This window comes from Bacillus sp. 17RED48, assembly GCF_019837545.1.
Classification (GTDB): domain Bacteria; phylum Bacillota; class Bacilli; order Bacillales; family Bacillaceae_G; genus Bacillus_A; species Bacillus_A wiedmannii.
This window is the reverse complement of sequence record NZ_JADAXG010000012.1, coordinates 36,459-49,261: the sequence shown is the minus strand read 5'-3', so window position 1 is coordinate 49,261 and position 12,803 is coordinate 36,459. Positions and strand designations below refer to the sequence as shown.

The following is a 12,803-nucleotide window of genomic DNA, read 5'->3' as shown; positions in this document are numbered from 1 at the left end:
AATGGAGAACATTGTAGAAGTGAAAAATGTTTCAAAAACATATAAGGGATTTTCTTTAAAAAATGCATCGTTCAACATCAAAAAGGGGTTTGTAACGGGATTTATTGGCGCAAATGGTGCTGGGAAAAGTACGACAATTAAACTTATTATGGATCTTATTAGCAAGGATAGCGGAGATATCACAGTTTTCGGTAAAGATCATCAAAAGGACCAAGTTTCTATTAAAGAGCGTATAGGATTCGTATACGATGACAATATCTATTATGAAGATATGACAATTCATCAACTGAAAAAATTCATTGCTCCAGCGTATAAAAAATGGGATGAAAATCAGTTCCAATCCTACTTACAGCGCTTTGAGTTACCGACTAACATAAAAATGAAAGAGATGTCTACAGGGATGAAAATGAAGACTTCCCTAGCGTTTGCACTTTCACACCATGCCGAATTTATACTTATGGATGAACCGACATCTGGACTCGATCCTGTATTTCGAAGAGAACTTTTAGACATCCTTTATGATTTAATGGTCGATCAAGATAAAACAATTTTTTTCTCCACACATATTACCACTGATTTAGATCGTATTGCTGATTATATTGTATTTATTCATAATGGTGAGATTGTGTTTGAAAAAGATATACATAGTATTTCTGAAGAATATGCAACTGTAAAAGGGGATAAATCCTTACTTACGTCTAAAATCAGAGAACAATTAATCGGGATTCGTGAAACAAACATGGGGTTTGAAGCACTCACAAGTAACGCCAGCCGTTCACGTACGCAATTAGGGAATGATGTATTAATTGAAGAAGCAACATTAGAAGATATTATGTACTATACAAAAAAGGGGAGTGTTCAATATGTATAATTTAATATTAAAGGATTTTAGATTGCAAAAATTATTGATCTTACTCTATCTACTTGGTATATGCTTTTTTATAGGGACGTTTGGAAGTTTTGGGTTCATAGTCGTTTTGGTGGCTGGTTCTTATATGATAAATCTACATTATTACGACGAAAAGAATAATAGTCACAAATTTATTAATAGCTTGCCTTATAGTAGAAATAAAATTATTATGTCAAAATATATTGGTACAGTGTTGTTTACAATTCTAGTAGTTCTATTCTCATTATTGATACAAGCAGTAATTCAAGTTGCATCCCCGACTTATGGAGTTGAAATTGAAACTCCACAGACAATTGTGGTTAGTGTTCTTACTGTCATGTTGTTTACGTCTATCTACTTACCATTTTTCTATCGCTTCACCAATAAATATTTGATGGCTGCTGTCAGCATTATTTTCCCTGTATGTGTTGTTTTATGGAGACCAATTCAGGAATATGTAAATATTACTGACCTTGTATATAGCGTTACTACACAATTTACTATTAATCAACTAATTACACTTGCTTCAATCGTTACCATGCTTATATTTATCGGTTCTTACTTCTTAACGGTGAGAATTTATAAACGTACTGATTTTTAAAAATTCTTTTTGACTGAAATATAGAATATCTAACAAATAACTGTTGTACAGTTTTATTCTTAAACACTTTGGTGCTACTCAATAGCTATCAAACTAATAAAACAAAGTTCTCCCCTCAAATGAAAAAATGCGCCATCCTTTCCTATGATTCTACAGAAAGAATAGCGTATTTTTTCTTTTTATGGATACATTTTTTTAGTTCGATGGCGATGTGGTGTTACCTCAAATATAATTATTTTATTTGAAGGTCTCTTTTAAATTTTTATCAAATCTTTTCATAGGTTGATATACAAGGACGTGTAGTGATAAACCTATCACTGCAGTAATGTTTAAAATAATACTTATAATCATTAAAGACCATTCTATAACTGGAGAAAAGTAGCCGTTCGTGCTTAATGTAGAAGAACTTATACCTAGTATTAAAATCACTATTAGTAAAGGTAAGTTTTTAACCAATTTGAATCCCTCCTTTAAATATAATATCTTTATATTATTATATCACACTGGATTATGTAATTAATATAAGATAGTTATCTATGAGAATTTAACATATTTTCTCTTTTTGGGGGTGACTTACTTCTTTAGGTTGATAGCGATGTGGTGATACCCCATCGCTATCAAGCTAATAAAAAGAAATGCCCCCTAAAATGAAAAAATACGCTATTCTTTCTGTAGAATCATAGGAAAGGATGGCGTTTTTTATGTCTGTTTCTGTGTCTAACGAATTACAACTATTTGCTCAAGAGATTCAAAGTGCCCTATCTCCAAATGCCTTACGAGATCTTGCTAGAGATGTTGGCTTTGTACAACGAACCAGTAAGTACCAAGCAAAAGATTTAGTAGCTTTATGTGTATGGGTGAGCCAAAATGTAGCTATGACTTCTTTAACTCAGTTATCTAGCTGTTTAGAAGCATCAACAGAAGTACTCATCAGTCCTGAGGGACTGAATCAACGGTTTAATAAGGCGGCCGTCCAACTTTTACAACACCTACTAGCCGAACTACTAAGCAAAAAATTGGCCGCATCTATGCCGATTTCTTCTCCATACACTTCTGTTTTCAAGCGTATTCGTATTTTAGATTCAACTGCATTTCAACTCCCGGATATATTTTCATCGGTTTATCCTGGTGCGGGAGGATGCAGCCATACAGCGGGAGTAAAGATACAGCTTGAGTATGATTTATTAAGTGGACAATTCCTTCATATTCATACAGGTCCAGGTAAACAACATGATCGAACCTACGGTTCCCTGTGTGCCCCAACTGTAACAGCGAATGATTTATGTATCCGAGATTTAGGTTATTTTCATTTGAAAGATCTTCAACATATACAAGATAAAAAGGCTTATTATATCTCACGTATTAAATCGAATACACGTATTTATCAAAAAAATCCAAACCCTGATTATTTTCAAGATGGCAGAATTAAGAAGGGTACAGAGTATATCCAAATAGATATGGAGGTTTTAATGAACTCTCTTCAGCCAGGACAAACATATGAAATATCCAACGCTTATGTAGGAATGACTGATAAAGTACCAACTCGTGTGATTGTTCATCGACTAACAAAAGAACAACAACAAAAACGATTACACGATCAAACGGTAAGAGAAAAAAAGAAAGGAATGAAGTATTCTGCTCGTAGTAAACGACTTAGCGGTATCAATGTATATATGACAAATACCCCTATAGATATTGTCCCAATGGGACAAGTACATGATTGGTATTCTTTACGTTGGCAAATCGAGATTTTATTTAAAACATGGAAATCATTCTTTCATATTCATCATTGTAAAAAGATAAAACGAGAACGATTGGAATGCCATTTGTATGGGCAACTGATTGCCATTCTACTTTGTTCTTCTACCATGTTTCAAATGCGGCAATTACTTCTTATGAAAAAGAAACGAGAACTGAGTGAATATAAGGCCATATATATGATTAAAGACTATTTCCTTCTTCTATTCCAAACTATACAAAAAAACACCCAAGAGCTATCAAAGGTATTACTTCGCCTGTTCAATCTCCTACAGCAAAACGGGCGAAAATTCCATAGGTATGAGAAGAAAACAGTTTTTGATATATTAGGTGTCGTTTATAATTGTACTATGTCGGACAATCAAGCCGCTTAATTCAAAAAAGTGAAACCCGTTAGGGTTTATTTCGTATGCAAATCTTTCAATCACCTACACTTGCCCTTTAGAAAAAGGAACAATCTCGCCTAAAATTGACTTTGTATAAGCTTAGCTTGATAGCGATGTGGTGATACCCCTATAAGAATAGAATTTGTATAGTCCAAAGAGAAAGAGAACCATTTTATAATTTTGATAAAGCTAAAAAGGGTTTTTAAAGTGGCGTGTTTTAAAACTATATAAGTTATTATATAGCTTCTTTCTGTCTTGCCCCCATAAAATAGACATCCCCCCAATAACCCACGAAAATAAACATTTTTTGAAAAATTTATAAAAAGAAAAATCGACAAAAACCTCTAAGAAAAGGCTCTATACTGGGTTTTTAAAAAATCCTAATATAAAAACTTAAATAAAATAAATACCCATAATTATTCCTAGTATTGTTTTATCAGGAAAAATTTAACTTAATTTTCTGAACAAATTTTATCTACAAATACAATTTTTTTATTAATCAGAAAATTCTACTTTTATGCTAATATTGGTTTTGCAGCTCTGTTACAAACATTTGGAATACAAAATTATCTATAAAAGGGGGAATGTGAAATGGAAAAGGAATATATTCATGAAGAAATGCTAGAGCTTGAAGATCTTGAATTAGATGAAGAGGATTTACTAATTCGTGCAGGCAAGACATTAGGTTAAGTTTTAAAATAAGGAGGTTACATATGCAGTTTAACTGTATATGTAACTTTTTTTAAGGTAGGGTATACAGTATGAAAGAAAATAAAATTATTTTATTATATGAAAGATTTATTGAATTAGACTATGAAGAAGAGTTAGATAAAGTACCAAAATTAAAAAACAGAGGGGTACTTTTGAATTTTTGGAAAAAATGGTATGAAATTAGTGAAAAACAATTTGAATTTATAATTTGGAAGTCCATTAATACTGTAGATACTTTAGATGATCTAGTCAAAATAACTGGGACTTTAAGTTTGGCTTTAAGATTATTAAAAGTATTAAAAGAAAGAAATTTAGTTGAAATTATAGAAAATAAAATAAGGTTTTCACAAGATTTAACAAGTAGTATTTTATATGAACCAACCGCTTTTCCTAATACAGTATATACGAATAAAATAAACAAAAAAAATTATGCTCAATTTAAAGCTACTTGGGATAGTTCACTGAGGAGAGCTGAAATAATAAATCAAGAGTTATCATCTAATAAAAATATCTTTTTTTGCGGAGACGATGATTATACAAGTTTGGCCCTTGAACAATATAAAAACAGAGAAATAAGTGTAGGAGATATTGATGGAGAGTTGATTGAATATTTGGAAAGTGAAAGTAATGATATTAATTTTTATAATTTTGATGTTAGAAATGAAGTTATAGAAGATTTAAGGAATAAGTATGATGCAATACATTGTGACCCTATAGATGATGGTAGAGGGTTAGATTTGTGGTTAAATAGAGCTAATGAATTATTAAAAGGTCAAAAGGGTGATTTAATTTTTTTAAATATAAGTGTTAAAAGATTAGGCAATAGGGCGGTTTATTTGCAGAATTTCTTGACTTCTTTAGGCTTTTATTTAAAAGAAATTATTCATGATTTAAGTTCTTATAAAGTGGCTGAAGAGCCTTACATTGATGAAGAATTAATAAAAAAGGACTTGGATAGCATTGGTTTTTCCAAAGGGACATTCCAAAATTTATATATTCAAACGGATATGTTGGTTTTTGTACGATTAATAGATAAACCAATCCTATTTCCGCAAGAATATTATGAGATTAGAAGAAAAATATAAAATAACTGCGAGGTAATATAATGTATGTTTTAGGAGTCAATGGATGGGACTTTGATATTCATGATGCAAGTGCGTGTTTATTTTATAATGGTAAATTAATAGCTGCAGCTGAAGAAGAAAGGTTTATTCGTCAAAAAAAGGCATTAGATAAAATTCCATATAATTCAATAGCTTATTGTTTAAAGGAAGCTAAAATTACTCCAAATGAAGTAGATCATATTGTTATGGGATGGGATGTAGAACAACTATATTTTGAAAAGTATTCAAAGAAGCTTAACAAAGAAGAATGTCTTGAAAAGATTTTTCCGAAGGGAATTTTTAAGAGAGATAAAGATCCTCAAATCCATATGTGTTCTCATCATTTGGCACATGCTTCTGGTGCGTTCTTTAGTTCGGGATTCAATGAAGCTACCATAATAGTTATAGATGGAAGTGGAGAAGAAGAGTCAATAACGATAGCAAAAGGAAAAGGTAATATAATAGAAGTACTAGAAAAATACCCGTTGGAACATTCTTTAGGTATTTTTTATGAAGCATTAACTGTGTTTTCAGGTTTAGGGAGGCATAATGAAGGGAAGTTAATGGGCCTATCTTCATATGGGGAAGAAATATTTGAATTTCCTGAAATACTGGAAAATCCTTTGAAACCAAATAAAAATACAGTTAGTATGAATGGTAAATATTTTTCGGTATTAAAAGATTGGATAAAAGCTATTAATAGTATAACAAAAATGGCTCCTAATCATATTAAATATGAATATAATTCAATAGATTCAATCCTATTAATGAATTCATCAGTAATGGAATATAAAAATATTGCAGCCTCAGGTCAGGCAGCCTTGGAAAGAGCGATTGTTAAGCTTGTAAAAAAAGCTGTTAATCTAGCTGGAATTGATAATTTGTGTCTTTCGGGAGGAGTAGCATTAAATTGTATAGCGAATAGAATTATAGCTGATTTACCAGAAGTGAATAATTTGTACATTCAACCAGGTGCTTCAGATAGTGGGGTAAGTATTGGAGCAGCTACATGGTTTCTTGCCGAAAATGGAATAGCGCCTATGTTCACTGAAAATCATGTATATTCTGGTCCGGAATTTCCTGATTCTAGTATCTTAAATATATTAAAAAAATATAATTTATCATATATAGAATTAGGTTCTAATAAGTATGATAAATGCTCCGAGTTATTAATTCAAAATAAGATAATAGGAAGATTTTCTGGAAAGATGGAATTCGGTCCTAGAGCTTTAGGAAATAGAAGCATAATAGCTAACCCTCAGAATAGGGATATGTTAAATAAAGTAAATACTATTAAGAAAAGAGAGCAATGGAGACCATTGGCTCCTAGCATCATAGATGAAAACGCTTCTGTAGTATTAGAAGAAAAAATAAATAACCCTTATATGCTGTTAAATTCTACTGTTAAAAAAGAGGTACATCATTTAGTTCCAGCAATAGTTCATGTTGATGGGTCAACAAGGGCTCAAGTAGTTACAAGGGATATGAATTCTGATTATTATGAAACAATCTATAACTTTTACAAGAAAACAGGAATTCCAGCAGTTATGAATACATCGTTTAATGTAGGAAAAGAACCAATTATATGTAACCCAAGTGATGCCATTAGGTCATTTTATGGATCAGAGATGGATGCCCTTTTATTAGGTTCATTTTTAATTCTTAAATAAAGGAGGAGAGATTTTGAGAAATAGAAATTATTCTAATCTACAGGATGAAAGGGTAAAGGATTCGGTACTTAATAAAAAAGGTTATCCTAACTACCCAGAATATATACTATTAGATTTAATAAAAGAGGAAACCGTTTTTAAACGAGGAGCTTGCTCAGAGTATATTCATCACGAAGAGTTCAATACATGGCAGGAATATTTTTGTGGGGAATATTACGAAAAGCCTCAAGGGAAAAGAATTGCTTTTTTACAAGTTTGTTCTTGGGCTAAACCATATGATTTTTCATATATTGGTAAAAAAATTAGAGAAGTTACAAATAAATACCCAATGGTTCATCCAATTATTCTATCAAATGCGGGAATTATACCATATGAATACCAAATGAATCCTACTTTTTGTGCGTACGATTGGATGGATGACATTGAGGATCCAGTAATTTCTGAAGAATTAATGAAAGAATATAGGGGTAAATTGATACAAAGAATTAGGAGCTACCTAGAATCAAATTCATACGATGTAGTAGTACAATATGGTATACCGGTAAAAAAATATTCAATGGCTCCTGTAATTAAAGATATTTGTAAGGATCTAGGAATTACTTTTCTTTTAACCCCAGATATAGAAACATATAGAAATAATAAAGATAAATTAGTCGAGTTAAAGGATTCAGGAGAATTTTATTGTTTAGATGAAGTTTTGAGTAGTATGGATAATTGTTTAAATAAGGTGAGTAGATATGTTGAATCTATCAATTGTAATACCAGCTTATAATGATGTTAGATTGGAAAAGTGTTTAAAAAGTATTGATGAAAATGTAGAGGTTGTCGTTGTCTTAAATGGTGCAACAGAAGAAGTAAAAAAAATCGCTTATTCTAGCAATGCAGTAATTGGGGAATTACCTACACCTAATTTAGCAAAAGCATATAATTATGGAATTGAAATTTCTAGTAAAGATAATGTGTTAATTATGGATTCAGATTGTGTTTTTATACCAGGTACCATCAATAAATTATTTAAATTATTAGATACAGGACCTTTGGCTAAAGGAAGGGTGATGTTTTCCTTTAACAGCAAAATTGGAAAAATCATTGCACGCGCAAGACATATACATACTTGCAAAAAAAATGCATATTCACCTCCATTGGCATTTAATAAAGAAATCTTAGCGAAGGTAAATGGATATTATTTTGATGAGAATTTATCTTGGACAGAGGATTATGATTTTGATATTAGAGTTAAATCTGCAAATCTTAAGATTTTATATGATGATAAAGCAAGAATTATTCATCCAGAGTTAAGCATTAAGCAAGATTTGAAAAGTTCATTTAATTATGGTGTAGGTCATGCACGTGGGGTTTTACACAAAAAAGATGGTTATTATGAACCTAAAAATAAAACGAAGTCCATTATTAACTCATATAAGTATATCAAAAAAAAATACGGTTATTTAACTGCTTTCTATCTCATATTTTGGCAGCTTGCCTTTTATAGGGGATATAAAAAAGAAATGCATTAAGGAGGAAAACAATGCAGCAACAATACGATGAAATTTCTGAATTATACGACATTATCATGCCAGAACCTGATGGTATTTTTGATTTTTACAGTAGTTTGGTAAAACCAAATGATGAAGTTTTAGATTTGGGGTGCGGTACTGGTAGATTATCTTTTATTCTTGCTGAAAAAGGCGCGAATGTAACTAGTGTTGATATATCAGCAGGAATGATTGAAAAAGCCAGTAAGAAGTTAGAGGAGATGCCAAATATTAAGGATAAAATAGAATTTAAGGTTTCCTCTGCTACAGATTTTAAGTCTGAAAGAAAATTTGATTATATATTTATGTCTGGTGGTGTATTTGAATATTTACTTACATCGTCACAACAAAAATTAGCTCTTAGGAACATTAAATTACTATTAAAAGAAGGCGGGATTTTTGTTTTCGATATTATTACACCTCCAACTATTCTTCCTTATTCTAAGAGAGTGAGTGATGGAGGAAATAGTTCTATTAAAGGAGAGAATCTTAAAAAATATAAAATTAAATCATGGGATGTCGTAAAAGCAGATCATTATAAGCAAATAGTTGAAACCACTTGTTATTTTGAAGTTTATGACATAGCAGATAATTTTTTAAGTGAAAAAAAATTTAGATTTCTTGCAAAATATACTTTACCATCCGAAATGCAGTATCTCTTAGAGATAGAAGGATTCAATATAAAAAATTTTTATGGTGATTACAATAAAAATCCTTTTGGAAGGAATAGTGAATTTATGGTGTACGAGTGTAGGCAGCAAAGGGGAAATTTTAATGATATACAATTTAAATAGTCGCTCTGAAAAAAGTATATTTTTCTAGTGGAAATAAAATGTATCCAGTTAATTTAAATAATAGGTAAATAATTTACCTGTTCAATAAAGGTGATGCTGAGTGAAGGATATTGTAAAAAAACATTTAGTTATAGCGCCACACCATGATGATGAAGTCATTGGCTGTGGTGGAACAATTGCTCAAGCTATTAGTAAGGGTGAACATGTAAAAGTAATAATAATTACAAAAGGAGATTTATCTGGGGGAGAAGGGGATTTAAATGAAATTATTTCAAATAGAGAGAACGAGTGTATAAATGCTTGTAATACATTAGGGGTAGAAAAAGAAAATGTTAAATTTTTAAAGAAACCAGACAGATCACTTGTGTATTCTTTAGATTTTGTAGAAGAACTTATTCATGAAATCTCAAAATATAAGCCTAATTTTATTTATTTCCCCCATGATATGGAAAGTGATAGGGATCATCGAATAGTAAATGAAGTTGTATCAGAAGCAATATTTCTGTGTCAATCAGGGTTCTTAAAAGAGAATTGTGCTCCAATGTGTTTACAGTATGAAGTATGGACTCCCATGAAAAACTATCAGGTTGTAAAAGATATTACCAGGTTTATTGAACTGAAAAAAGCATCAATTAAAAAATATGAATCCCAACTTAAAACATTAAATTTGGTTGATGGAGTTTTGGGGCTAAATTCTTATAGGGGTATGCAGGCAGGAGTGCAATTTGCAGAAGTTTTTAGAGTGGTAAGTAAGTAGTAAAAAGGAGAGAGAAGATGAATATCATTGAAATTGAAAATGTATCGAAAACTTTTGAAAGAGTAAAAATTGAAGAAGGATTAATAAACTCTTTCAAAAGTTTATTTAAAAGAGAAAAAGTCAAGGTTACTGCTTTAAGTGATGTATCATTTAAAGTAAAAGAAGGTAAAATAATAGGGCTTATTGGCGCGAATGGTGCTGGTAAGTCTACCTTAATGAAAGCCATGGTTGGGTTAATTAAACCTACTTCCGGGACAATCTTGGTAAATGGATTTAACCCCCATGATAAGAAGAAAGATTTTTTAAAGTCTATTGGTGTTGTTTTAGGACAAAAAAATCAGCTATGGTGGGATCTTTCCCCTTACGAAACATTTTTATTACATAAAGAAATATATGAACTGTCTGATACAGAGTTTAAAAAGAATGTAGATGAATTAGCTAAAAATCTTGGGGTATTAGAAATTCTTAAATCGCCAGTAAGGAATCTATCGTTAGGAGAGAGAATGAAATGTGAGTTAATCGCATCAATCTTACACTCACCTAAGATATTATTTTTAGATGAACCGACTATTGGATTGGATTTTCTCGCCCAAAAGAATATTAGGAATTTTCTCAAAAATTATTGCAAAGAAAGAAATACAACAGTTGTAATAACCAGTCATTATTTCCCGGATATATATGAGTTATGTGAAGAATTAATAATATTGAAGAATGGAGAAGTTGTTTTTAATAACAATTTCAAAAAAATAAAAGAAGAAATTAAGAGTTATAAATATATATATCTTAGCTTTGAAAATGAAATAGATTCTCAAGATCTTAAGAAATATGGAGAAGTTAAAGAGTCGGATACATTTAGTGTAACAATAAAAGTGCAAGAAAAGTTAGTGAACGAGACCATATCTAGCATATTAAAAGAATTCAATGTTATTGACTACAATTTGACTGAAATGTCATCACAAGACCTAATTGAAGATATTTATTCAATGGAATCGACTGGAGTGAAAATAACAGTATGAAGAAGTATTTAAAACCAATGATGCTTTCATTTCAAGCGGTTTTTCAGTATCGCATGAATGTTGTATTATATATGATTTTTGGTTTAATACCGCTTGTGGCTTTAATACTATTGTGGCATTCCCTCTTTGAAACACAAAGCAATATTCAAGGTTATACTCTTGAAATGATGATTACTTATGTAATAATTGCTAAGTTAATTGAACTTTTGCTAATTCCTGAAATGCACTGGTCGATAAATGATGAAATACAATCTGGTGAATTATCAAAATATCTAATAAAACCATTTTCATATTTTGGATATTGGTTCAGTCATAATTTAGGTAACAAAATTATTCATTTAGTGATGTCAGTGATACCGATAATACCGATAATATTCCTGAACAGGGATTATTTCCTTTTGCCAACCCTAAAATATACTTTCCTGTTCATTCTTTCAATAGTAGGAGCATTAATACTATATTATATGATTTATTATTTGATATCACTCTTCTCATTTTACTTTGTAGAGATATCATCCTTTTTCTTTACTGTAGATATAGTATTAGAATTATTATCTGGATCGCTTATTCCACTTGAATTTTTACCAGCTCCGTTAAATACAATAACTCAGTTTTTACCTTTTTCATACTTAATTCACTTTCCTGTAAATGTATATTTAGGAAATTTAAGTAGCGCTGAAATTGTAAATGGATTAATTTCACAAGTGATATGGTCTTTAGTTTTCTATGTCCTTATTAGAGTACTTTGGAAGAAGGGGTTAAATAAATATGAATCTGTTGGTGCATAAATATGATTAGATATTTAAAAATGTTAAAAGCAATTCTTAAAATTAATTTAAGTAATATTATGATGTATAGAGTTAACTTTTTTTTAAATATAGTAGATAGCGTTGTTTGGTTCATTGTTACATTAGTATTCTTTAATAGTATATTTGATAGTTTTGGTAATATTAATGGTTGGAATACAAATGATATTTATTTGTTAATTGGAACAAGTGAGTTGATAAAATCTTTGATGTTTACTCTTTTTATTAATAATCTACCTTATATACCGAGTTTAGTTAACCAAGGAAGTTTAGATCAGATATTGTTTAAACCTATTAATAGTCAATTTCTAGTTTCATTAAGAAAGCTTGATTTAGGGAATTTAGGGAACTGTTTACCAGCCATACTGTTAATTAGTTATGCATTATTACAAAAGGGAGAGAGTGTTAGTATTGTAAATGGATTTTCTTTCTTGGGTCTATTGTTTTTAGGGATTATACTCTCGTATTCTATGTGGTTTATTTTAATGACTTTATCTATATGGTTAACCAAAGTTGAAGGTATGCATGAGTTATTTCTTGGTACTATGACATTACTTAGATACCCATCTTCCTTATATAAAGGAATAAGTCGATTTGTTTTTTTATTTATTTTTCCTATTGTTATTGTTAGTAATATTCCAACTTATCCTTTAATTAATCGATTAGAACTAAACGATGTATTCATGTTAATAGGTTATTCTATTGGATTTTTTATTATTTCAATTTATTTTTGGAAGTTTGCCTTAAGATATTATAACAGTGCAAGTAGTTAAGGGG

13 protein-coding genes are annotated in these 12,803 nt (G+C 30.4%); 12 read left to right on the top strand and 1 reads right to left on the bottom strand.

From position 1 onward, the window contains the following. Position 1: 1 nt before the first annotated feature. Both ILT06_RS28890 and ILT06_RS28885 read left to right on the top strand, forming a co-directional pair. Entirely contained in the window at positions 2–871 is an 870-nt protein-coding gene (locus ILT06_RS28890) for an ABC transporter ATP-binding protein (protein ID WP_222655747.1), read from the top strand. Continuing rightward, positions 864–1,490, top strand: a complete 627-nt coding sequence (locus ILT06_RS28885) for an ABC-2 transporter permease (protein WP_097796867.1) — start codon at positions 864–866, stop codon at positions 1,488–1,490. The genes ILT06_RS28890 and ILT06_RS28885 overlap by 8 nt, the downstream gene beginning before the upstream one ends. A gap of 237 nt (positions 1,491–1,727) precedes the next feature. Here ILT06_RS28885 and ILT06_RS28880 read toward each other — a convergent pair whose 3' ends face one another. Next, positions 1,728–1,946: a hypothetical protein gene (locus tag ILT06_RS28880; RefSeq protein ID WP_000240384.1), complete on the bottom strand. Its 219-nt coding sequence runs from the start codon at positions 1,944–1,946 to the stop codon at positions 1,728–1,730. Positions 1,947–2,191: 245 nt separating this feature from the next. On the opposite strand from ILT06_RS28880, the gene ILT06_RS28875 reads away from it, so the two are divergent. The 10 genes from ILT06_RS28875 to ILT06_RS28830 all read left to right on the top strand — a co-directional run bounded on the left by ILT06_RS28875 (position 2,192) and on the right by ILT06_RS28830 (position 12,799). Then, entirely contained in the window at positions 2,192–3,622 is a 1,431-nt protein-coding gene (locus tag ILT06_RS28875) for an IS4 family transposase (protein WP_222655746.1), read from the top strand. A gap of 773 nt (positions 3,623–4,395) precedes the next feature. Continuing rightward, a complete protein-coding gene (locus ILT06_RS28870) occupies positions 4,396–5,430 on the top strand; it encodes a bis-aminopropyl spermidine synthase family protein (protein ID WP_222655745.1) in 1,035 nt (344 codons plus the stop codon). A gap of 20 nt (positions 5,431–5,450) precedes the next feature. After that, positions 5,451–7,118 carry a carbamoyltransferase family protein gene (locus ILT06_RS28865; RefSeq protein ID WP_098131437.1) on the top strand — a complete coding sequence of 556 codons (1,668 nt, stop codon included), beginning with the start codon at positions 5,451–5,453 and terminating at the stop codon, positions 7,116–7,118. A 13-nt stretch (positions 7,119–7,131) separates the two neighbouring features. Continuing rightward, entirely contained in the window at positions 7,132–7,890 is a 759-nt protein-coding gene (locus tag ILT06_RS28860; protein ID WP_222655744.1) for a DUF5591 domain-containing protein, read from the top strand. Continuing rightward, positions 7,856–8,635 carry a glycosyltransferase family 2 protein gene (locus ILT06_RS28855; RefSeq protein ID WP_016513428.1) on the top strand — a complete coding sequence of 260 codons (780 nt, stop codon included), beginning with the start codon at positions 7,856–7,858 and terminating at the stop codon, positions 8,633–8,635. The genes ILT06_RS28860 and ILT06_RS28855 overlap by 35 nt, the downstream gene beginning before the upstream one ends. An 11-nt stretch (positions 8,636–8,646) precedes the next feature. Then, a complete protein-coding gene (locus tag ILT06_RS28850) occupies positions 8,647–9,447 on the top strand; it encodes a class I SAM-dependent methyltransferase (protein WP_222655743.1) in 801 nt (266 codons plus the stop codon). A gap of 100 nt (positions 9,448–9,547) precedes the next feature. Then, a complete protein-coding gene (locus ILT06_RS28845) occupies positions 9,548–10,204 on the top strand; it encodes a PIG-L deacetylase family protein (RefSeq protein ID WP_016513430.1) in 657 nt (218 codons plus the stop codon). 17 nt (positions 10,205–10,221) lie between these two features. Further along, on the top strand, positions 10,222–11,220 hold the full coding sequence (locus ILT06_RS28840) for an ABC transporter ATP-binding protein (RefSeq protein ID WP_016513431.1): 999 nt from the start codon (positions 10,222–10,224) through the stop codon (positions 11,218–11,220). Beyond that, on the top strand, positions 11,217–12,008 hold the full coding sequence (locus ILT06_RS28835; RefSeq protein WP_016083415.1) for an ABC transporter permease: 792 nt from the start codon (positions 11,217–11,219) through the stop codon (positions 12,006–12,008). Before ILT06_RS28840 ends, ILT06_RS28835 begins: the two co-directional genes overlap by 4 nt. A gap of 2 nt (positions 12,009–12,010) precedes the next feature. Then, positions 12,011–12,799: an ABC transporter permease gene (locus ILT06_RS28830; protein ID WP_222655742.1), complete on the top strand. Its 789-nt coding sequence runs from the start codon at positions 12,011–12,013 to the stop codon at positions 12,797–12,799. The last annotated feature ends 4 nt before the right edge of the window (positions 12,800–12,803 follow it).